Origin of the sequence: Burkholderia sp. BCC1640 (genome assembly GCF_902833125.1) — a bacterium.
GTDB lineage: Bacteria > Pseudomonadota > Gammaproteobacteria > Burkholderiales > Burkholderiaceae > Burkholderia > Burkholderia diffusa.
In genome coordinates this window covers 185,461-205,658 of record NZ_CADFEF010000003.1, presented here as the reverse complement: position 1 = coordinate 205,658, position 20,198 = coordinate 185,461, and the positions used below count along the sequence as shown (strand labels likewise).

Here is a 20,198-nt window from a genome sequence, read left to right as displayed (position 1 = left end):
CGTCCCGCGGTTCCGGCCAGGCTCCAACGAAAAGGCACCCGAATCGGGTGCCTTTTTCTTTTGCGCGGCCGGGAACGCGGATCGCGGTCAGTGCTGGCCGAAGAGTGTCGCGAGCCGCTCGACGGCCTCTTCGAGGCGCGAGTAGGCGGTCGCATAGGACAGCCGGATATAGTCGCGCGGTGCATGCACGCCGAAATCCATACCCGGCACCAGCACGACACCCGCGTCGTGCAGCATCGCCTGCGTGAGCGCCGCGCTGTCGCCGGCCGCGGGGTGAGCGACGCCGCCGCAGTGCGCATACACGTAGAACGCACCGTCCGGCATCACGGGCACGGTGAAGCCGAGCTTCTCGAGCGCTGGCGCGATGAAGTCGCGGCGACGCTTGAATTCGAGGCGGCGCGCCTCGTAGATGTCGAGCGCCGCCGGCTCGAAGCACGCGAGCGCCGCGTGCTGCGCGAGCGCGGACGGACAGATGAACAGGTTCTGCGACAGCTTTTCGAAGGTACCGACGAGCGCGGGCGGCACGACGAGCCAGCCGAGCCGCCAGCCGGTCATGCTGAAGTACTTCGAGAAGCTGTTCACGGTGACGACATCGTCGCCGAACGACAGCGCCGACACGGGCGCCGCGTCGTAGCTGAGCCCCTGGTAGATTTCGTCGACGATCGTGAAGCCGCCGCGTGCGCGCACGGCTTCGACGATCCGCTTCAGCTCGTCCGGCTCGAGCGACGTGCCGGTCGGGTTCGACGGCGACGCGAGCAGCACGCCGCGCGTGCGACTGCCCCAGCGCGTGCGGACGTCGTCCGCGGTGAGCTGGAAGCGCGCTTCCGGGCCGCTCGGCACGAGCACCGGCCGACCTTCGGCCGCCGCGACGAAGTGCCGGTTGCACGGATACGACGGGTCGGGCATCAGCACCTCGTCGTCTCGGCCGACGAGCGCGAGGCACGCAAGCAGCAGCGCGGCGGAGGCGCCGGCCGTCACGACGATCCGCTCGGGGCTGATCGTGAGGCCGTAGGCGCGCGCATAGTGCGCGGCGATCGCTCCGCGCAGCGGCGCGATGCCGAGCGCGCTCGTGTACTGCGTGACGCCGCGGCGCAGCGCGGCCGCCGCCGCCTCGACGACGGGCTCCGGCGCGGTGAAATCCGGTTCGCCGATGCCCATGTGGATAACATCGCGCCCGGAGGACTCGAGCCGCTGTGCCTCCTTCATCAGTTCCATCACGTAGAAGGGCTGGATCGCGTCGACGCGTGCGGCGAGCGTGACGAGCGAATCGGCGGTGGTATTCATCGGTCGGGCGGAGCGGGGAGGGGGAGGGAGAACGAAAAACGGGCGCTTGCGCGCCCGTCTGCCTGCGGAATCAGCCGTTGCGGCGCGCCTGAGTTTCGGCGGGGCGCAGCTTTGCGGCCAGCTTGTCGAGCACGCCGTTGACGTACTTGTAGCCGTCGGAGCCGCCGAACGTCTTCGCGAGTTCGACTGCTTCGTTGATGATCACGCGGTACGGCGTTTCGACATGATGCGTGAGCTCGAACGTCGCGATCAGCAGCACGGCGCGTTCGACCGGCGACAGCTGATCGACCGGACGGTCCAGCGACGGCGTGAGGGCTTCGACGAGCGTCGCATGCTCGCGAATCACACCGTGCAGGATCGCGTCGAGCAGCTCCTTGTCGGCCTTGTCGTAACCGAGCGCGCCGCGCAGTTGCGCGTCGATCTCGCCGGAGGCCGCGTTCGACAGCAGCCACTGATACAGGCCCTGCGTCGCCAGCTCGCGCGATTGTCGGCGGGCGCTCTTCTTCATGCGCGCTCCTCTTCGTCGTCTTCGTCCTCTTCTTCTTCGTCCTCGTCGTCGCCGAGCTGGTCGAGTGCCATCGTCAGGTTGGCCATCTCGACCGCGACGCGTGCGGCGTCACGACCCTTTTCGGTCATGCGCGCGACGGCTTGCTCGTCGTTTTCGGTCGTCAGGACCGCGTTGGCGATCGGCAGGTTGAAGTCGAGGCCGATGCGGGTGATGCCCGCGCCGCTTTCGTTCGACACGAGTTCGAAGTGGTACGTCTCGCCGCGGATCACCGCGCCGAGTGCGATCAGTGCGTCGAACTGGCCGCTTTCCGCGAGCTTTTGCAGCGCGAGCGGGATTTCCAGCGCGCCGGGCACCGACACGAGCAGCACGTCTTCACCGGAGACGCCGAGGCGCTCGAGTTCCTCGACGCACGCATCGGCGAGGCCGTTGCAGACGGGTTCGTTGAAGCGGGATTGCACGATGCCGATACGCAGGCCGTCGCCTTCGAGATTCGGTTGGTATTGTCCGATTTCCATGATCTGGTCCGTGGTGTGGATGAACGGTTATAGGGCGAAAGCGTCGTGGCGGGTTACGCGTGGGACGCCGGGCAGGACTTGGCTTCGCCGCCGGGCATCGGAATGAAGCCCGTGACTTCGAGGCCGTAGCCGGACATGCTGCCCAGCTTGCGCGGATTCGACAGCACCTGCATCTTGCCGACGCCGACGTCGCGCAGGATCTGCGCGCCGATGCCGAACGTCTTGAAATCGACCGGCCGGCGCTTCAGCGCAGCGGCCTTTTCTTCCTCGTCGAACGCCTTGAAGACGTCGATCAGATGTTCCTTCGTGTCGCCGCAGTTAAGCAGCACGATCACACCGAGGTCGCGTTCCGCGATCTCGTGCATCGCTGCGTCGAGCGTCCACGAGTGCGTCGAGATGCCCGTCTCGAGCAGATCGAGGACCGACAGCGGCTCGTGCACGCGCACGGGCGTATCGACGTCGGGCGACGGCGTGCCGCGCACCAGCGCGATGTGCGGCGAGCCGCTCGGCTGGTCGCGGTACAGCACCGCGCGGAACGTGCCGTGCGCGGTCTGCATCGTGCGCTCGGCGATCCGCTCGATGATCGATTCGGTGCGGCTGCGGTACTGGATCAGGTCGGCGATCGTGCCGATCTTCAGATCGTGTTCCTTCGCGAACTCGAGCAGGTCGGGCAGGCGCGCCATCGTGCCGTCGTCCTTGATGACCTCGCAGATCACCGCGGCGGGCGTGAGCCCGGCAAGCGCGGTGAAATCGCAGCCGGCCTCGGTGTGACCGGCGCGCACGAGCACGCCGCCCGGCTGCGCCATGATCGGGAACACGTGGCCCGGCTGCACGATGTGCTCGGGGCGGACGTCGTGCGCGACCGCCGTGGCGATCGTGTGCGCGCGGTCGGCGGCCGAGATGCCGGTCGTCACGCCTTCGGCCGCTTCGATGCTGACCGTGAACGCGGTGCCGTATTGCGTGCCGTTGCGGTAGGTCATCAGCGGCAGGTGCAGCTGCTTGCAGCGTTCCTGCGTCAACGTCAGACAAATCAGGCCACGGCCGTACTTGGCCATGAAGTTGATCGCTTCCGGCGTGACGAATTCGGCGGCGATCACGAGGTCGCCTTCGTTTTCGCGGTCTTCTTCGTCGACCAGGATCACCATCCGGCCGGCTTTCAACTCCGCGATGATGTCGAGCGTGGAGGCGAGCGTCATAAAGGGGCGAGAAAGAGGAAAGTGCGTATTTTACGCCAGCCGGACCGCGTTTCGGCTGGCACCGGCTGCGCGCGGCCGGCGAGCGCGCCGGAAAGCGGTGCGGCCGGCAGTCGGGACGGGCCTGCCCGGGCCGGCGCGGGCCGCCCGAAGACGGGCCGCCGCAGGCCGGCCGAGGCCCGGCCGTGCGTCACGCCTGGTCGTTACGGCCGCCGAGGTAGTCGAGCTTGCCGAGTTCGACGCCGCTGTGGCGCAGGATGTCGTACGCCGTCGTCACGTGGAAGAAGAAGTTGGGCAGCACGAAGTTCAGCAGATACGACTGGCCGGTGAACTCGATCGGGCCGACGCGCATCTTGAGCACGACCTGGCGCGCTTCGCTACCGTCGATCTGCGCGGCGTCGAAGCCTTTCAGATAGTCGATCGTCTTCTGGATGCGCGCGTGCAGTTCGTCGAATGTCTGCTCGACGTCGGGATAGCTCGGGATGTCGACGCCGGCAAGCCGCGCGGCGCAGCCCTTGGCCGTGTCGGTCGCGATATACACCTGGCGGACGAGCGGCAGCATGTCCGGATAGAGGCGTGCGCCGATGAACACCGACGGGTCGATCTGCTTCTCGGCCGCATGCGCCTGCGCCTTGCCGAGGATGTGCTGCAGGTTGGTGAGGCCGCGGATCAGGACGGGCAGCGAAGCCTGGTACATCGAGATGGACATGGGGACGACTCCTGGAGGAAAAGGGGCAGCCGGTACGCGGCGCACCGTGCGCCGCGGCGCCGAAACCGCTGCCGCTGCATCTTAGCGCGACGGGATGACCCGTGCGCGTCGTTGGCCATCAGGCCAGGTGCCGGGCCACGCCGCCGGGCGCCATTTCCCATCCAGCGGGCGGAACCGCCTGGTCAGTCCTGATGCACGCCCTGCGATGCCGACATCATCCGCTCCACATACCGCGCGATCATGTCGATTTCGAGATTGACCTTGTCGCCGGCCTTCACGTGACGCAGCGTCGTGACCTCGACCGTATGCGGGATCAGGTTGATCGAGAACTCGCAGCCGTCGGCGCGATCGTCGACCGTGTTGACGGTCAGGCTCACGCCGTTGACCGTGATCGAGCCCTTGTACGCGAGATAGCGGCCGAGCTCGCGCGGCGCGACGATCCGCAGCTCGTGCGATTCGCCGACCGGCGCGAAGCGCGTCACGGTGCCGAGGCCGTCGACGTGGCCCGACACGATGTGCCCGCCGAGGCGGTCGTGCGCGCGCAGCGCCTTCTCGAGGTTCACTTCGCCGGGCTGCGCGAGGCCGACCGTGCGGTTCAGGCTTTCGCGCGACACGTCGACGTCGAATCCGGTGTCGGTCTTTTCGATCACCGTCATGCACGCACCCTGGATCGCGATGCTGTCGCCGAGCGCGACATCCGCCAGGTCGAGCCCGCCGGCCTGCACGGTCAGCCGCACGCCCGCCTCGGGCGACGCGCCGAGCGGGTTGATCGCTTCGATGCGGCCGACGGCCGCGACAATTCCGGTAAACATCGTGACGGCTCCGTTCAAAGAGTGGCGGAGGGCGGCGCGACGCGCGCCAGGATCCGCAGATCGTCGCCGATCCGCTCGACGCTGTGGAACGCGAGTCGCGTGCGGGCGTCGAGGCTCGCCGGCGCGGCGAGGTCGAACATGCCGGCCGCGTCGCTGCCGAGCAGGCTCGGCGCGAGGTAGACCAGCAGCTCGTCGACGCACTGCTCGCGCAGCAGCGAGCCGTTCAGCTTGTGACCGGCCTCGACGTGCAGCTCGTTGACGCCGCGTGCGCCGAGCGCCGCCAGCATCGCGGGCAGGTCGACCTTGCCGTACGCATTCGCGAGCGGCACGATTTCCGCGCCGCGCGACTTCAGCACGTTCGCGCGCACTTCGCCGGCGGCGTCGAGCCGGCCGCAGAAGATCAGCAGCGGCGCGCCTTCGAGCAGGCGCGCATCGAGCGGCAGGTCGAGGCGGCTGTCGACCAGCACGCGCTGCGGCTGGCGCGGCGTGTCGACGCCGCGCACGGTCAAGAGCGGGTTGTCCTCGCGCACGGTGCCGATCCCGGTGAGGATCGCGCACGCGCGCGCGCGCCAAGCATGGCCGTCGAGGCGCGCGGCCTCGCCGGTGATCCACTGGCTTTCGCCGGACGGCAGCGCGGTGCGTGCATCGAGCGACGCGGCCGTCTTCATCCGCACCCACGGGCGGCCGCGCGTCATCCGCGACACGAAGCCGATGTTCAGTTCGCCCGCTTCGTTCGCGAGCAGCCCGCAGCGCACGTCGACGCCCGCGTCGCGCAGCATCCCGAGGCCGCGCCCCGACACCTGCGGATTCGGGTCTTCCATCGCCGCGACGACCTTCGCGACGCACGCGTCGATCAGCGCGTTCGCGCACGGCGGTGTGCGGCCGAAGTGGCTGCACGGCTCGAGCGTGACGTACACGGTGGAGCCGGCGACGTCATGGCCGCGCGCACGCGCGTCTTTCAGCGCCTGCACTTCCGCGTGGTCCTGGCCGGCCGGCTGCGTGAAGCCTTCGCCGATCACGTCGCCGTCCTTGACGATCACGCAGCCGACGCGCGGGTTCGGCGCGGTCGTATACATGCCGCGCGCCGCGAGCGTCAGCGCGCGCTGCATGTGGGCGAAATCGGTATCCGAGAACATGCGTTCGGACCCGGGTCAGGCGGCGAGGGCCGCGAATGCGCGGCGTGCGGCCGCGAGCGTCGCGTCGATCACCGCGTCGTCGTGCGTGCTCGACACGAAGCCGGCCTCGTACGCGGACGGCGCGAAGTACACGCCTTCGTCGAGCATCAGGTGGAAGAAGCGGTTGAAGCGCGCGACGTTGCTCTTCGTCACTTCCGCGAAGCTGACCGGCACGCGCTCGGCGAAGTACAGGCCGAACATCGCGCCGATCGAGTCGGCGGCGAACGGCACGCCGGCCGCGCGCGCTTCGGCCGCGAGGCCGTCGGCGAGGCGTTTCGTCTGCGCGGTCAGCGCGTCGTAGAAGCCGGGCGCCTGGATCAGTTGCAGCGTCTTCAGGCCTGCGGCGACCGCGATCGGGTTGCCCGACAGCGTGCCGGCCTGGTACACGCCGCCGAGCGGCGCGAGGTGGGCCATGATGTCGCGACGGCCGCCGAACGCGGCGGCCGGCATTCCGCCGCCGATCACCTTGCCGAGGCAGGTGAGGTCGGCTGCGATCCCGTAGTACGCCTGCGCGCCGCCCAGCGCGACGCGGAAGCCGCACATCACCTCGTCGAAGATCAGCACGGCGCCGTGCTTCGTGCACAGCGCGCGCAGCGCATTCAGGAATTCGGGCGTGCCGCGCACGAGGTTCATGTTGCCCGCGACGGGCTCGACGATCACCGCGGCGATCTCGTCGCCGAACGCGCCGAACGCTTCTTCGAGCGCGGCGACGTTGTTGTATTCGAGGACGGTCGTGTGTTTCGCGATGTCGGCGGGCACGCCGGCCGACGTCGGGTTGCCGAACGTCAGCAGGCCGGAGCCGGCCTTGACCAGCAGGCTGTCCGCGTGGCCGTGATAGCAGCCCTCGAACTTGACGATGCGGCTGCGGCCCGTGAAGCCGCGCGCGAGACGCAGCGCGCTCATCGTGGCCTCGGTGCCGCTCGACACCATCCGCACCTGCTCGATCGACGGCACGAGCTTGCAGATTTCCTCGGCGATCTCGATTTCCGCCTCGGTCGGCGCGCCGAACGAGAAGCCGTCGGCGAGCACGTTCTGCACGGCCGACAGCACTTCCGGATGAACGTGGCCGACGATCATCGGGCCCCACGAACCGATGTAGTCGATGTACTGCTTGCCGTCGGCATCCCAGAAGTACGGGCCCTGCGCGCGCGAGACGAAACGCGGCGTGCCGCCGACCGAACGGAAGGCGCGCACCGGCGAGTTGACGCCGCCCGGAATGGTCTTCTGGGCGCGTTCGAAGAGGATCTGATTGTTGGACATGTGCGAAACCTGCGAGAGAAGGGCGCGGGGGCCTGTGCACGGGCCGCGGCGCCTGGGCGGAACGATCGTCCGATTGTACCGGAGACGCGCATGACGGGCCCGCCGCGCGGTCTGCGGCCTTTCGGCACGCGGGGGATTGGCCGGCGCGCATGGCCGGCGTCCGATCCGGCCCGTTTATCGCGGCGGTTTGCGCTTGCCGGTCAGTTCGGCCCAGCGCTTCTCCAGCGGGCCTTCGACCATCGGCTTGATCGACGTGCCGGAGGACTGCGCGTCCCAGGTCTGCACCGAGTATGGATGCACGCGCAGCGCGTCGCGCGGGATCACGACGTCCTGGTGGGCGTCGACCAGCCAGTCGTAGACGAAATCGATGCACAGCCGGTAGCCGCGCTTCGTCGCCGGGTCCGGCACTTCGTAGGGCGCGCGCGTCACGTAGCCCGAGCCGAACACGCCCTTCGGCTCCTTCGCGACGCGGTGCAGGAACACGCGATCGCCCGGCAGGATGCCGCGCGCGAAGCCGCAGCCCCACACGTCGTGCACGGCCTCGCCGGCCTTCACGCGCGCGGCGACGTCGGGCAGCTCGGGCCACGGCCATTTCTTGGGGCTCCAGATCAGCAGGAAAGCGGTCATCGGTTCGGTCGTGCGTCGATTGGGTCGGACAGGAAGAGCGGGGAGCCGCAAGCTTAATCGAATCCGCGTGCGGTCTCGTGCCGCCTCGTGCGACAGCGGCAGTGACCGGCCGTTCGGCCGTGCGCGGCACCCGGCCGCCGGCACGCGAAAAAGTTGCGCGTACAATCATGGGCCTGAGCGCCGTCCGCGGCGCGGCCTCCCGTCTTCACCGCCACGCGCGCCCCGATGCGCGCGGGCCTCCATTCCGGATACCCATGTCCCACGTCGTCCGGCGCCGGCCCGATGCCCGGCTGATCCTGTTGCTTGGCGCGCTCGCCGCTTGCGGGCCGATCGCCACCGACATGTACCTGCCGAGCCTCCCGTCGATCGCTGACGGCTTTTCCGTCAGCCCCGGCGCCGCGCAGCGCACGCTGACGAGCTTCATGGCCGGCTTCTCGATCGGCATGCTGCTGTACGGTCCGATGTCCGATACCTGGGGCCGCCGGCCCGTGCTGCTCGGCGGCATCGCGCTGTTCACGCTCGCGAGCATCGGCTGCTTCGTGTCGAACTCGATCGACATGCTGATCTTCGTGCGGTTCCTGCAGGCGCTCGGCGCAGGCGCGGCGTCGGTGCTGTCGCGTGCGATCGCGCGCGACGCGCACGAGCCGACCGATGCAGCGAAGGTGCTGTCGATGGTTGCGATCGTCACTGCGGTCGGGCCGCTGCTCGCGCCGCTGATCGGTGGGCAGATCCTGCGCTTCTCGGGCTGGCGCGGCGTATTCGTCGTGCTGGCCGTGTTCGGTGCGGTGTGCGCGACGACCGCGTACCTGCGCGTGCCCGAAACTTGGCCGAAGGAGCGGCGCAAGAGCGCGGCCGTGCTCGCGTCGTTCGCATCGTACGGGCGCATCCTCTCCGATCCGGTCGCGTGGGGGCACATGCTGTGCGGCGGGATGGCGTTCGCGTCGATGTTCTCGTACATCACCGCGACGCCGTTCGTGTACATCGAGTATTTTCACGTGTCGCCGCAGCACTACGGGTTGCTGTTCGGCCTGAACGTCGTCGGGATCATGATCGGCAATTTCGCGAATACGCGGCTCGTCGGCCGCATCGGCTCGCTGCGCATCATCGCGGCCGCGTCGCTCGTGAGCTGCATCGCGTCGCTCGCGGTCGCGCTCGTCGCGCTGACCGGGTGGGGCGGGCTGTGGTCGATCGTCGTGTGCCTGTTCTTCGTGGTCGGCGTGGTCGGGATCCTGTCCGCGAACTGCACGACCGACCTGATGCATCGCTATCCGCACAACGCGGGCGCGTCGGCGGCCGTGTTCGGCGCGATGCAACTCGCGCTCGGCGCGATCGCGAGCGTCGCGATCGGCGCACTCGCGGACGGCACGCCGTTCGCGATGGGCGTGACGATCGGCGTCACCGGCGTGCTGTGTTTCGTCGGCCGCTCCCTCGTGCTGCGCTGGCATGGCCGGCCGGTGAAAGCAGGCGCCTGAGCCGCCGTGGCATGAAAAAACGCCACCGCGCGATGCGTCGGTGGCGTTTTTTTGGGGGGCGGGCGGAAAGCGGCCGCCGCCGTGCCGTGGCGGGCGTCAGTCCCGCGCGACGTCCTTGGCCGCCGGCGACGCGCCGTGGCTCAGCCAGTCGAGCACGTCGGCAGTTTCGTCGTCGCTCGCCCGCGCACGCGCCTGCGCGACGGCCTCCGGCAGTTCGCCGTTGGTCGATGCGCGACGGATCGCGACGCCGACCGCGAGGATGTCGATCATCAGCAGATGCAGGATCCGCGAGATCATCGACAGCTGCGATTCGCGCATCTCGATGTGGTCGGTCTCGAGCGCGACGGTCGCGCGCTTCGCGAGCGGCGTGTTGCTCGACGTGATCGCGATCACCTTCGCGCCGGCCTGCATCGCGACCTCGAGCACGCGCAGCAATTCCGGCGCGCGTCCCGACTTCGACACCGCGACGATCACGTCGCCCTTGCCGAGCAGCGCGGCCGATGCGGCCTGCATGTACAGGTCGCCGTACGCGATCGTCGGAATCCCGAAGCGGAAGAACTTGTAATGCGCGTCCTGCGCGACGATGTTCGAGTTGCCGAGCCCGTAGAACTCGATGCGCCGCGCGCCGTTCAGGATCTCGATCGCGTTCTCGACGTGCTCGAAGTTCAGGTGTTCGCGCAACTGCAGGATCGCGGACACCGTGTTGTCGAGCACCTTCGCGCCGAAGTCGGTGGCCGTGTCGCCGAGATGCACCTGGCTGTGGCTCATCGGAATCGTGCCGGTGAGGCCGGTCGCGAGCTTCAGCTTGAAGTCCGACAGCCCCTGGCAGCCGAGCGAGCGGCAGAAGCGGATCACCGTCGGCTGGCTCACGTCCGCCTTGCGTGCGATGTCGACGATCGGGTCGTTGATGATCGAGCGCGGATGGTTCAGCGCGAGATCGGCGACGCGGCGCTCGGCCGGCGTCAGCGCGTCGCGCATCTGGCGGATCCGCTCGAACACGGCCGACGATGCGCCGCCCGACCGGTTCGACAACTGCTCCGCGAGGATCGCCGACACGCCGAGGAACGCCGGATATTCGGCGGTGATCAGGTAGGTCGGGATGTTCTGGAGATACTGCGCGAAGCGGCCCTTCGCCTCGAAGCGCGCGCGGAACGACGAGCGCGTGAACAGTTCGCCGAGCTTCAGCGCGACGCCGCCGCCGATGTACACGCCGCCGAGCGCGCCGAGCGTCAGCGCGAGGCTGCCGGCGAACGAGCCGAGGATGCCGCAGAAGCATTCGACCGCCTCGAGCGCGAGATCGTCGCCCGCATGCGCGCGCTCGACGATCTCCGCCGTGTCGACGGTCGCGGCCACGCGCTTCTTGTCGCGCGCGGCGAGCGCGCGGTAGATGACCTCGATGCCGGGGCCCGCGCACACGCGTTCGAACGACACGTGCGGAAACTTCTTGCGCGCGTATTGCAGCACGAGGTCCTCGCGCTCGTCCTGCGGCGCGAACGATGCGTGACCGCCTTCGCTGCCGAGCGCGATCCAGCGGTCGTCCGCGGGAATCAGGCCGGAGACGCCGAGCCCGGTGCCAGGCCCGAGCAGCCCGATCACGCTGTTCTGGCGGCGCGTGCCGCCGCCGATCTGCACGCGCTGCGCATCGGTCAGGCCCGGCAGCGCCATCGCGAGCGCGGTGAAGTCGTTCACGACGAGCAGCGTGTCGAAGCCGAGCGCGCGGCGCGTGGCCTCGATCGAGAAGCTCCAGTCGTGATTGGTCATCGTGACCTGGTCGCCGTCCACCGGGTTCGCGATCGCGATCGCCGCATGGTTCACGCGGCTGATCTTCACGTCCTTCAGATACTTGCGGATCGCGTCGGTGAGCGTCGGATAGTCGGCGCCGGGGTAGACGCGGATCTGCGTGATCTCGCCGGGGCCGGTTTCCAGCGCGAAACGCGCGTTCGTGCCGCCGACGTCCGCGAGCAGGCGCGGGCCGTCGGCATGCTGGCCCGCGACGACAGCCTTACTTTGCGCACCAGTAGACATCGAGCTTGGTCCCCTTGTCGTTGGCCAGTTGGGAAATCGCGTTCTTCTGCAGCGATGCGGCCGCTGCGTCGAGCACCGCGCGTTTGCGTTCGCCCGCGATCAGCAGGAACAGCCGGTCAACGCGCTTGAGCGCATCGAGTGAGAAGCTCACCCGCGCATGCGGCGCGGCGCCGGGATGCACGGCGACGAAGCGCTCGGGCGTCGCGATCGCGTGGTTCCATTCGGGCGCGTCCGCGAAGATCGACGCGGTGTGGCCGTCCTCGCCCATGCCGAGCACGGCAACGGTCGGTACGCGGTAGTCGGCGTTCGCGTTGAGCGCGGCGACGTGCGCGTCGAGCGACACGCGCGTGTCGACGAGCGGCAGGAAGCGGGCAGGCGCCGCCGCGTGCTGCAGCAGCGTGTCGCGCACGAGGTGCGCGTTGCTGGCCGCATCGTCCTCCGGCACCCAGCGGTCGTCGACCAGCGTGACGTCGACGCCGGCCCAGTCGAGCGCCGCATGCGACAGCGTTTGCAGGAACGGGCGCGGGCTCGTGCCGCCGGACACCGCGAGCGTCGGGCGCGCGGGGCCGCCGAGCGCGGCGCGCAGCGCATCGCCGACGGCGCGCGCGAGCGCTTCGCTTTGCGCTTCCTGGGTGTCGAAAGCGTGAATCTCGATCACATCTCCTCCGGACTGCTTTGTCTGTTCAATTCGTGCGAATCATGGGGCACGTTGCCGCGCGCTTGCGCGCACGACAACGGTTTGCATCAGTTTTCTTCTTCGAGCCAGCAGGTGCCGTGCTGCGCGAGCATCGCGCTCGCCGCGGCCGGCCCCCACGTGCCTGCCGCATACGGCTTCGGCGGCTTCAGCGAGCGGGCCCATTCGTTCAGGATCGGCTCGACCCAGCGCCACGCGGCTTCCTGCTCGTCGCGACGCACGAACAGCGCGAGGCGGCCGTTGATCACGTCGAGCAGGAGGCGCTGGTACGCCTCCATCTGCCCTTCCTTGAAGAAACGGTCGAACGCGAGGTCGAGGTGCACGCTCGCGAGGTTCATCCCTTCGCCGGGCTGCTTCGCGAGGCAGTACAGGCGAATCGTCTCGTTCGGCTGCAGCCGGATCACGAGGCGGTTCGAGCCGGCGCGCAGCGCGGTCGGCCCGAGGGCCGAGTGCGGCACCGGCCGGAAGTTGACGACGATTTCCGCGACGCGATCGGCGAGACGCTTGCCGGTGCGCAGGAAGAACGGCACGCCGGCCCAGCGCCAGTTCTCGATCTCGACCTTCAGCGCGACGAAGGTTTCGGTCGGGCTGTCCGGCTTCACGCCCGGCTCGGTCGCGTAGGCCGGCACCTGCGCGCCCTTGATCACGCCCGCATGATACTGGCCGCGCACCGCGACCTTGCCGATGTCGCGCGCATCGACGGGTTTCAGCGCGCGCAGCACGCGCAGCTTTTCGTCGCGCACCGAGTCGGAGTCCATCGAATGCGGCGGCTCCATGGCGACGATCGACAGCAGCTGCAGCAGGTGGTTCTGCACCATGTCGCGCAGCGCGCCCGTATTGTCGTAGAAATCGCCGCGCGCCTCGACGCCGAGCTCCTCGGCGATCGTGATCTGGATGCTCTCGACCCATTCGCGGCGCCACAGTGGCTCGAACAGCGCATTGCCGAAGCGCAGCGCGAGCAGGTTCTGCACCGGCTCCTTGCCGAGGTAGTGGTCGATCCGGTAGATCTGGTCTTCCGCGAAGATCTCGCCGACCGCGTCGTTGATCGCGTTCGACGAGCGCAGGTCGTAGCCGAGCGGCTTCTCGAGCACGATGCGCGCGCCTTCGTTCAGCCCGACCGACGCGAGCGCCTTGCAGATCGGCACGAACAGCGACGGCCCCGTCGCGAGATAGAACACGCGGATGCCGGGAAGTTGCGCGACCGCGTCGCGCAGCACGACGTAGTCCTCCGCGCGACCGAGGTCGAGCTTCACGTATTCGATGCGTTCGAGGAAGGATTTCCACGCGGTTTCGTCGAAGGCCTTGCCGGCCGCCTTCGCCGCGTGCGGCTTCACATGCGTGTCGACCCACTCGAGGTAGCCGGCCCGATCCGATTCGTGCCGCGCGACGGCAACGATCCGGCCGCTTTCCGCGAGCATGTTGCCGCGGTGCGCTTCGAACAGCGCGGGCAGGATCTTGCGCATCGACAGGTCGCCGGTGCCGCCGAAAAGTACGAAGGTAAAGCTGGAATCGGTATGCATGTGTCTCCGCCGGTTGGGGTGCTGGGAAGCGATCCGTAGTGCGATAAAAATATTTTTGACACTGAATTGTAGTTTAACTACAATCCGCCGCAAGGGGTAGCACCTGGGTGAAGAAAAAAAGAAGTGCGGTCGATGAACTGCGCGAGCTTCGCCTTCGGGAACGCCTTGTGCCGAATGTTATCGGACATTGACGGTGCGCATCGTCCGCGCGCCGTCGCCCCCGGGCTCGCGCCGCAGCATCGCGGCGGGCCAGAAACACAAAGAGGAGACACGCCGTTGAATCTCGATTCACGCTTTCTGTAAGAGCCCGGCCGGTCATCGGCCCCGTACGCTGCATGCGTCCCGCGGCTCGATTTCCCCGTCGTTTATCAAGAAGCCGGTTCCCCGTCGGGGAACCTCACGAGTTGATTCAGTCTGGAGGAGATAAGTAATGAAAGTTCGCTCGATCATGGGCGCGCTCTGCGCCGCGGGTCTGATGGCTGGCGCCGTGGCGGCGCAGGCGGCCGAGAATGTAACCGTGCTGCACTGGTGGACCTCGGGCGGCGAGTCGAAGGCCGTCGGCGTGCTGAAGGACGACGTGCAGAAGCAGGGCTACGTGTGGAAGGACTTCGCGGTCGCGGGCGGCGCCGGCGCCGCGGCGATGACCGCGCTGAAGACCAAGGTGATCAGCGGCGACGCACCGTCGGCCGCGCAGATCAAGGGCCCGCTGATCCAGGACTGGGCCGACCAGGGCGTGCTCGTCAACATCGATTCCGCCGCTGGCGACTGGAAGCAGAACCTGCCGCCGGAAATCGACAAGATCATCAAGTACAAGGGCCACACCGTCGCCGCGCCGTTCTCGGTGCACCGCGTGAACTGGCTCTATATCAACAAGGCCGCGCTCGACAAGGTCGGCGCGAAGGTGCCGACGACCTGGCCGGAATTCTTCGCGGTCGCAGACAAGCTGAAGGCCGCGGGCATCCAGCCGGTCGCGATGGGCGGCCAGCCGTGGCAGGACCTGACGCTGTGGGAAGACGTCGTGCTGTCGCAGGGCCCGGGCTTCTACAAGAAGGCGCTGGTCGATCTCGACCAGGCGACGCTGACGTCGCCGCAGATGCTGTCCGTGTTCGACACGGTGCGCAAGATCCAGGGCTACTTCGATACCGGCCGTAACGGCCGCGACTGGAACCTCGCGACCGCGATGGTCATCAACGGCAAGGCCGGCATGCAGTTCATGGGCGACTGGGCGAAGGGCGAGTTCGAGAACGCCGGCAAGAAGGCGGGCAAGGACTACATCTGCGCGGCGGTGCCGGGTACGGCGAATTCGTACACGTTCAACGTCGACTCGTTCGTGTTCTTCCAGCAGAAGGGCCAGAAGGACGCGACGCCGGGCCAGCTGGCGCTCGCGAAGACGATCATGACGCCGGACTTCCAGGAGCAGTTCAGCCTGCTGAAGGGCTCGGTCCCGGTGCGCCTAGGCGTGAAGATGGACAAGTTTGACGACTGCGCGAAGAAGTCGTACGCCGACGAGCAGACCGCGATCAAGTCGGGCGGCTTCGTGCCGTCGCTCGCGCACGGGATGGCGCAGGGCGATGCAACGGCCGGCGCGATCACCGACGTCGTGACGAAGTTCATGAACTCGCAGCAGGATTCGAAGAGCGCGGTCGCCGCGCTCGCGAAAGCCGCGAAGGTGAAGTAAAGCGCGACAGGCGCCCGGCCGGAAACGCTTCAACGGCCGGGCGTTTTTGCAAGTGCAGCAAACGGGCTCGCCCGCGGGCCCGTGCCGTACCCGGCGCCGGCCCGGCCTGCGTCACCCTCGTTCCAGGAGTCGAATCAAGTGGCTGCCCCTCTTAGCGGAAACGGATCCGGCGCTGCCGCCGCACGGCGCACGTCGCCGATGTCGGCCTTCGCCGATCGCTGGATCCCGAAGCTCGTGCTCGCGCCGAGCCTCGCGATCGCCGTGGTGTTCATCTACGGCTTCATTCTGATTACCGGCTATCTGTCGCTGACCAACTCGCGGCTGTTGCCGAACTACGAATTCGACGGCTTCGGCCGTTACACGGACCTGTTCCAGAACGACGTGTGGTGGACCTCCGCCGCGAACCTCGGCTGGTTCGGGATTCCGTTCATCGCGATCTGCGTCGCGCTCGGGCTGTTCCTCGCGATCCTGCTCGACCAGCGGATCCGCAACGAAGGCGCGCTGCGCGCGATCTTCCTGTATCCGATGGCGCTGTCGTTCATCGTCACGGGCACCGCATGGCAGTGGATCCTGAACCCGGGCCTCGGCCTGGAGAAGGTGATGCACGACTGGGGCTGGACGAGCTTCTCGTTCGGCTGGCTCGACGATCCGGACAAGGCGATCTTCTGTATCGTGATCGCCGCCGTGTGGCAGTCGACCGGCTTCGTGATGGCGCTGTTCCTCGCCGGGTTGCGCGGTGTCGACGCCGAGATCTTCAAGGCCGCGCAGGTCGACGGCGCGACGCTGCCGACCATCTACCGCAAGATCGTGATCCCGAGCATGCGCCCCGTGTTCTTCTCGGTGCTGCTGATTCTCTGCCACATCACGATCAAGACCTTCGACCTGGTGGTCGCGTTGACGGCGGGCGGCCCCGGCACGTCGTCGTCGCTGCCGGCCATGTTCATGTACACGTTTTCGTTCAACCGCGGCCAGCTCGGGCTCGGCGCGGCGTCGTCGGTGATGATGCTCGCGACCGTGGTCGCCGTGCTGGTGCCGCTGATGTATATGGAATCGAGGAGCACCCGCAATGCAGCCTAAGATGACGATCAGCCGGGCAGTGATCTATGCGGCGCTGATCCTGTTCGCGCTGTATTTCCTGTTCCCGATCTACGTGATGCTGTCGACGTCCTTCAAGGATCTCGACCAGTTGCGCACCGGCAACCTGCTGACGCCGCCGACGCACTGGACCGTCGATCCGTGGGTGAAGGCGTGGAGCGGCGCGTGTACCGGCGTGCGCTGCGACGGCATGAAGCCGTTCTTCCTGAATTCGCTGCAGATGGTGATCCCGGCCGTGCTGATCTCGTCGCTGATCGGCGCGTTCAACGGCTACGTGCTCACGCACTGGCGCTTTCGCGGCGCGGATGCGCTGTTCACGATGATGCTGGTCGGCTGCTTCATTCCGTTCCAGGTGATCCTGCTGCCGATGGCGCGCCTGCAGGGGATGCTCGGCCTCGCCAACACGATTCCGGGCCTCGTGTTCGTGCACGTCGTGTACGGGATCGCGTTCACGACGATGTTCTTCCGCAACTTCTACGTGAGCGTGCCTGCCGAGCTGGTGAAGGCCGCGCGCATCGACGGCGCGGGCTTCTTCACGATCTTCACGAAGATCCTGCTGCCCGTGTCGCTGCCGATCTTCATGGTGTGCCTGATCTGGCAATTCACGCAGATCTGGAACGACTTCCTGTTCGGGATCGTGTTCTCCGGCGTCGACTCGATGCCGATCACGGTCGCGCTGAACAACCTCGTCAACACGTCGACGGGCGTGAAGGAATACAACGTCGACATGGCCGGCGCGATCATCGCCGCGCTGCCGACGCTGCTCGTCTACGTGGTCGCCGGCCGCTACTTCGTGCGCGGGCTGACGGCGGGCGCGGTGAAGGGGTAAGCGCGGATTCATCCGATACGACGAACCGGCCGCGCACGACGCGCGGCGCATCGAAACGAACCCGACGCGGCGCCGCAGTGCGCCGCGCGAGACGAGACAGAGGATTCACAGCATGGCAAGCCTTTCCATCCGTGACGTGTACAAGACCTACCCGAACGGGGTGCCGGTCCTGAAGGGTGTCGACATCGAGATCGAGGACGGACAGTTCCTGATCCTGGTCGGCGGGTCGGGCTGCGGGAAGTCGACGCTGCTCAACATGATCGCCGGCCTCGAGACCGTGACGAGCGGCGAGATCTGCATCGACGGCAAGGTCGTGAACGACCTGTCGCCGAAGGATCGCGACATCGCGATGGTGTTCCAGTCGTACGCGCTGTATCCGTCGATGACGGTGCGCGAGAACATCTCGTTCGGCCTGAACATCCGCAAGGTGCCGAAGAGCGAGCAGCAGCAGATCGTCGAGCGCGTGTCGGCGATGCTGCAGATCCAGCATCTGCTCGACCGCAAGCCGGGCCAGCTGTCGGGCGGCCAGCGCCAGCGTGTCGCGATGGGCCGTGCGCTCGCGCGCGATCCGTCGCTGTTCCTGTTCGACGAACCGCTGTCGAACCTCGACGCGAAGCTGCGCATCGAGATGCGCGCGGAAATCAAGCTGCTGCATCAGCGCCTCGGCACGACGATCGTCTACGTGACGCACGACCAGATCGAGGCGATGACGCTCGGCGACCGGATCGCGGTGATGAAGGACGGTGTGGTCCAGCAGTTCGGCGCGCCGCAGGAAATCTACGATTCGCCGTCGAACCTGTTCGTCGCGGGCTTCATCGGCGCGCCGCCGATGAACTTCATCAACGGCAAGCTGGTCGAGCAGGGCAGCGGGATCGCGCTCGAGATCGACACGGGCCTCGCGCGTGGCGCGCTGAACCTGCCGTTCGACGCGAAGCGGATGAACGGCCACGTGGGCCGCGAGGTGATTCTCGGCCTGCGCCCGGAGCGTATCACCGACGTGCGCAACGCGCACCACGGCGAGACGTCGCAGCTGCAGCCGATCGACGTGCGCGTCGACGTGACGGAGCCGACCGGGCCGGACACGCACGTGTTCGCGCAGGTCAACGGCAAGCGGATCGTGAGCCGCGTGCATCCGGCCGCGAATCCGCAGCCGGGGCAGACGCAGTCGCTGCTGTTCGACGTGTCGAAGGCGGTGCTGTTCGATCCGGCGTCGGAAGAGCGGATCGCGTGAGGTCGCGTATGCGCTGAACGAAAGAGAAGGGGCCGTGTCGAACGGCCCCTTTTTGTTTTGGCGTGCCGGCGATGCGCGGCGGTATCGCGGTGTCAGTGCGGCAACCGCACGTCGAACTTGAACGTCGCGAGCCGCGCGACGAGGATGAAGCCGGTCGCGAGCAGCACGCTGTACACCGAATCGAACTGAAGCCACGCGAGCAGCAGGTAGAACCAGCAGCCGATGAACGCGCAGGTCGCGTACGGCCGCGAATCGCGCAGGATCAGCGGGATGTCGTTGCACAACACGTCGCGGATGATCCCGCCGACCACACCCGTGATCACGCCCATCATCACCGCGATGAAGCGCGGCATCTCGGCATCGAGCGCGATCGCGGTGCCGGAGATGCTGAAGATGCCGAGCCCGATCGCGTCGGCTACCAGCAGCAGCCGCTCGGCCGACAGCCGCGACAGCATCCGCAGCACGAACGGCGCGAACAGCGCGAGCACGAAGATCGCGATCACGTAGTCGTCGTGCACGACCCAGTAGAACGGCCGGCGCTCGAGCAGGATGTCGCGCAGCGTGCCGCCGCCGAACGCGGTGGCGAGCGCGACGACGAACGTGCCGACCGAGTCGAGCCGGTTCTTGCGTGCCTCGATGAAACCCGAGATCGCGAACGCCAGCGTCGCGATCGCTTCCAGTACCGCGATCGCGAGCGTCAGCCTAGGATGCGGCACGCGGCCCCCGATCGGCGGGCGCCGCGAGCGGCTGCAGCAGCACGAGCACCGCGCCCGCGCCGCCGTCGTGGCTGCGCGCCTCGCAGAACGCGATCACTTCCTCCTTCTGCACGAGCCACGCGCGCACCTTGCCCTTCAGCACGGGTTCCTTGCCGATCGAGCCGAGCCCCTTGCCGTGAATCACGCGCAGGCACCGCAGCCCCTTCTTGCCGGCCTCGCGGATGAATTCCGCGAGCGCGTCGCGCGCTTCGTCGCGCCGCATCCCGTGCAGGTCGAGCTGCGCCTGCACGATCCACGCGCCGCTCCTCAGCTTGCGCACGACGTCGCGGCTGACGCCGGGGCGGTGGTAGTACAGCGATTCGTCGCTGTCGAGCAGCGTCTCGGGATCGAATTCGTCGGACAGCGTCGCGTTCAGCACGTCTTCCTCGTCGCGCTGAGTCTGCTTCGGCACCGGGTCGGGCGGCGTGCGGCCGGACTTCGCGCGCGGCAGCGCGTTCAGCGGCTGGATCGCGCCGATTTCGTTGCGGAACAGGTTCGCGTCGGCCTCGGCCTGGCGGGCGGCCTTCGCGGTTTCGACGCGGGTGCGCTCGCGGCGGTCGGCTTCGCCTTGCAGCGACTTGCGCAACGCGCCGAGGCCGGCCAGACCCTGGCCGCGCAGCGCGGCTGCGTCGGGCGCGGGCGGCGGCGCGGCGGGCGCGGGGTTCGACGGACGGGCGGCGATCTGCCGCTTCGCGGGATCGCTCGGATGGGGCTGGTTCTTTGCCATGATTCGGTAACCGGGCAGGCGCGTTCGGACGCGCGGGCACAAAAAAGCCGCTGCACGGCGGCAGCGGCTTTCCGGTCGAGCCCGCTGCG

At 67.9% G+C, this 20,198-nt stretch carries 19 protein-coding genes; 5 read left to right on the top strand and 14 right to left on the bottom strand.

Going from position 1 to position 20,198, the window contains the following annotated elements; translation table 11 throughout:
* Window positions 1-87: 87 nt before the first annotated feature.
* The 9 genes from HWX25_RS05280 to HWX25_RS05240 all read right to left on the bottom strand — a co-directional run bounded on the left by HWX25_RS05280 (window position 88) and on the right by HWX25_RS05240 (window position 8,083).
* Window positions 88-1,284, bottom strand: coding sequence for a pyridoxal phosphate-dependent aminotransferase (locus HWX25_RS05280; RefSeq protein ID WP_175907513.1), 1,197 nt, complete (start codon window positions 1,282-1,284; stop codon window positions 88-90).
* Window positions 1,285-1,354: 70 nt separating this feature from the next.
* A complete protein-coding gene (gene nusB / locus HWX25_RS05275; RefSeq protein ID WP_059530215.1) occupies window positions 1,355-1,792 on the bottom strand; it encodes a transcription antitermination factor NusB in 438 nt (145 codons plus the stop codon).
* Window positions 1,789-2,307, bottom strand: coding sequence for a 6,7-dimethyl-8-ribityllumazine synthase (ribH, locus tag HWX25_RS05270; RefSeq protein WP_059530212.1), 519 nt, complete (start codon window positions 2,305-2,307; stop codon window positions 1,789-1,791). The genes nusB and ribH overlap by 4 nt, the downstream gene beginning before the upstream one ends.
* Before the next feature lie 53 nt (window positions 2,308-2,360).
* Window positions 2,361-3,503, bottom strand: a complete 1,143-nt coding sequence (gene ribBA, locus HWX25_RS05265; RefSeq protein ID WP_059530209.1) for a bifunctional 3,4-dihydroxy-2-butanone-4-phosphate synthase/GTP cyclohydrolase II — start codon at window positions 3,501-3,503, stop codon at window positions 2,361-2,363.
* Between the two features lie 187 nt (window positions 3,504-3,690).
* Entirely contained in the window at window positions 3,691-4,209 is a 519-nt protein-coding gene (locus HWX25_RS05260) for a DUF1993 domain-containing protein (protein WP_059530206.1), read from the bottom strand.
* 182 nt (window positions 4,210-4,391) lie between these two features.
* On the bottom strand, window positions 4,392-5,021 hold the full coding sequence (locus tag HWX25_RS05255) for a riboflavin synthase (protein ID WP_059680800.1): 630 nt from the start codon (window positions 5,019-5,021) through the stop codon (window positions 4,392-4,394).
* A 14-nt stretch (window positions 5,022-5,035) separates the two neighbouring features.
* Window positions 5,036-6,157 carry a bifunctional diaminohydroxyphosphoribosylaminopyrimidine deaminase/5-amino-6-(5-phosphoribosylamino)uracil reductase RibD gene (gene ribD / locus HWX25_RS05250; RefSeq protein WP_175907511.1) on the bottom strand — a complete coding sequence of 374 codons (1,122 nt, stop codon included), beginning with the start codon at window positions 6,155-6,157 and terminating at the stop codon, window positions 5,036-5,038.
* A 15-nt stretch (window positions 6,158-6,172) separates the two neighbouring features.
* Entirely contained in the window at window positions 6,173-7,456 is a 1,284-nt protein-coding gene (gene hemL, locus HWX25_RS05245; RefSeq protein WP_175907509.1) for a glutamate-1-semialdehyde 2,1-aminomutase, read from the bottom strand.
* 174 nt (window positions 7,457-7,630) lie between these two features.
* Complete coding sequence (locus HWX25_RS05240; RefSeq protein WP_059448147.1) at window positions 7,631-8,083, bottom strand: hypothetical protein; 453 nt, start codon at window positions 8,081-8,083, stop codon at window positions 7,631-7,633.
* A gap of 254 nt (window positions 8,084-8,337) precedes the next feature.
* On the opposite strand from HWX25_RS05240, the gene HWX25_RS05235 reads away from it, so the two are divergent.
* On the top strand, window positions 8,338-9,555 hold the full coding sequence (locus tag HWX25_RS05235) for a Bcr/CflA family multidrug efflux MFS transporter (protein ID WP_175907507.1): 1,218 nt from the start codon (window positions 8,338-8,340) through the stop codon (window positions 9,553-9,555).
* A 96-nt stretch (window positions 9,556-9,651) separates the two neighbouring features.
* On the opposite strand, the gene HWX25_RS05230 is transcribed toward HWX25_RS05235, so the two are convergent.
* The 3 genes from HWX25_RS05230 to zwf all read right to left on the bottom strand — a co-directional run bounded on the left by HWX25_RS05230 (window position 9,652) and on the right by zwf (window position 13,794).
* Window positions 9,652-11,580, bottom strand: a complete 1,929-nt coding sequence (locus tag HWX25_RS05230; RefSeq protein ID WP_059690778.1) for a bifunctional transcriptional regulator/glucokinase — start codon at window positions 11,578-11,580, stop codon at window positions 9,652-9,654.
* Window positions 11,558-12,238, bottom strand: a complete 681-nt coding sequence (gene pgl / locus HWX25_RS05225; protein ID WP_175907504.1) for a 6-phosphogluconolactonase — start codon at window positions 12,236-12,238, stop codon at window positions 11,558-11,560. The genes HWX25_RS05230 and pgl overlap by 23 nt, the downstream gene beginning before the upstream one ends.
* An 86-nt stretch (window positions 12,239-12,324) precedes the next feature.
* Complete coding sequence (gene zwf, locus HWX25_RS05220) at window positions 12,325-13,794, bottom strand: glucose-6-phosphate dehydrogenase (protein ID WP_175907502.1); 1,470 nt, start codon at window positions 13,792-13,794, stop codon at window positions 12,325-12,327.
* 430 nt (window positions 13,795-14,224) lie between these two features.
* Here zwf and HWX25_RS05215 point away from each other — a divergent pair, with 430 nt between their 5' ends.
* From HWX25_RS05215 to ugpC, 4 genes are all read left to right on the top strand, one after another.
* A complete protein-coding gene (locus HWX25_RS05215; RefSeq protein WP_175907499.1) occupies window positions 14,225-15,472 on the top strand; it encodes an ABC transporter substrate-binding protein in 1,248 nt (415 codons plus the stop codon).
* Window positions 15,473-15,610: 138 nt separating this feature from the next.
* Window positions 15,611-16,549 (top strand): sugar ABC transporter permease, encoded by a 939-nt coding sequence (locus tag HWX25_RS05210; RefSeq protein WP_059509685.1) that lies wholly within the window; start codon window positions 15,611-15,613, stop codon window positions 16,547-16,549.
* Window positions 16,539-17,396: a carbohydrate ABC transporter permease gene (locus tag HWX25_RS05205; protein WP_059448153.1), complete on the top strand. Its 858-nt coding sequence runs from the start codon at window positions 16,539-16,541 to the stop codon at window positions 17,394-17,396. The genes HWX25_RS05210 and HWX25_RS05205 overlap by 11 nt, the downstream gene beginning before the upstream one ends.
* Window positions 17,397-17,508: 112 nt before the next feature.
* Window positions 17,509-18,627 (top strand): sn-glycerol-3-phosphate ABC transporter ATP-binding protein UgpC, encoded by a 1,119-nt coding sequence (gene ugpC / locus HWX25_RS05200; RefSeq protein WP_059530181.1) that lies wholly within the window; start codon window positions 17,509-17,511, stop codon window positions 18,625-18,627.
* A 92-nt stretch (window positions 18,628-18,719) separates the two neighbouring features.
* Here the strand turns inward: ugpC and HWX25_RS05195 are convergent, their stop codons facing one another.
* Window positions 18,720-19,343, bottom strand: a complete 624-nt coding sequence (locus HWX25_RS05195) for a trimeric intracellular cation channel family protein (protein ID WP_059530178.1) — start codon at window positions 19,341-19,343, stop codon at window positions 18,720-18,722.
* Complete coding sequence (locus tag HWX25_RS05190) at window positions 19,330-20,109, bottom strand: Smr/MutS family protein (protein ID WP_175907497.1); 780 nt, start codon at window positions 20,107-20,109, stop codon at window positions 19,330-19,332. Before HWX25_RS05190 ends, HWX25_RS05195 begins: the two co-directional genes overlap by 14 nt.
* Window positions 20,110-20,198 lie beyond the last annotated feature (89 nt).

Bases quoted from the DNA above. Each gene is read 5' to 3' on its own strand.
- HWX25_RS05280 (WP_175907513.1), bottom strand. From the start codon at position 1,284: ATGAATACCACCGCCGATTCGCTCGTCACGCTCGCCGCACGCGTCGAC.
- HWX25_RS05190 (WP_175907497.1), bottom strand. From the start codon at position 20,109: ATGGCAAAGAACCAGCCCCATCCGAGCGATCCCGCGAAGCGGCAGATC.
- HWX25_RS05240 (WP_059448147.1), bottom strand. From the start codon at position 8,083: ATGACCGCTTTCCTGCTGATCTGGAGCCCCAAGAAATGGCCGTGGCCC.
- HWX25_RS05260 (WP_059530206.1), bottom strand. From the start codon at position 4,209: ATGTCCATCTCGATGTACCAGGCTTCGCTGCCCGTCCTGATCCGCGGC.
- HWX25_RS05215 (WP_175907499.1), top strand. From the start codon at position 14,225: ATGAAAGTTCGCTCGATCATGGGCGCGCTCTGCGCCGCGGGTCTGATG.
- zwf (WP_175907502.1), bottom strand. From the start codon at position 13,794: ATGCATACCGATTCCAGCTTTACCTTCGTACTTTTCGGCGGCACCGGC.
- HWX25_RS05235 (WP_175907507.1), top strand. From the start codon at position 8,338: ATGTCCCACGTCGTCCGGCGCCGGCCCGATGCCCGGCTGATCCTGTTG.
- hemL (WP_175907509.1), bottom strand. From the start codon at position 7,456: ATGTCCAACAATCAGATCCTCTTCGAACGCGCCCAGAAGACCATTCCG.
- nusB (WP_059530215.1), bottom strand. From the start codon at position 1,792: ATGAAGAAGAGCGCCCGCCGACAATCGCGCGAGCTGGCGACGCAGGGC.
- ribD (WP_175907511.1), bottom strand. From the start codon at position 6,157: ATGTTCTCGGATACCGATTTCGCCCACATGCAGCGCGCGCTGACGCTC.
- HWX25_RS05205 (WP_059448153.1), top strand. From the start codon at position 16,539: ATGCAGCCTAAGATGACGATCAGCCGGGCAGTGATCTATGCGGCGCTG.
- ribBA (WP_059530209.1), bottom strand. From the start codon at position 3,503: ATGACGCTCGCCTCCACGCTCGACATCATCGCGGAGTTGAAAGCCGGC.
- HWX25_RS05230 (WP_059690778.1), bottom strand. From the start codon at position 11,580: ATGTCTACTGGTGCGCAAAGTAAGGCTGTCGTCGCGGGCCAGCATGCC.
- ugpC (WP_059530181.1), top strand. From the start codon at position 17,509: ATGGCAAGCCTTTCCATCCGTGACGTGTACAAGACCTACCCGAACGGG.
- ribH (WP_059530212.1), bottom strand. From the start codon at position 2,307: ATGGAAATCGGACAATACCAACCGAATCTCGAAGGCGACGGCCTGCGT.
- HWX25_RS05255 (WP_059680800.1), bottom strand. From the start codon at position 5,021: ATGTTTACCGGAATTGTCGCGGCCGTCGGCCGCATCGAAGCGATCAAC.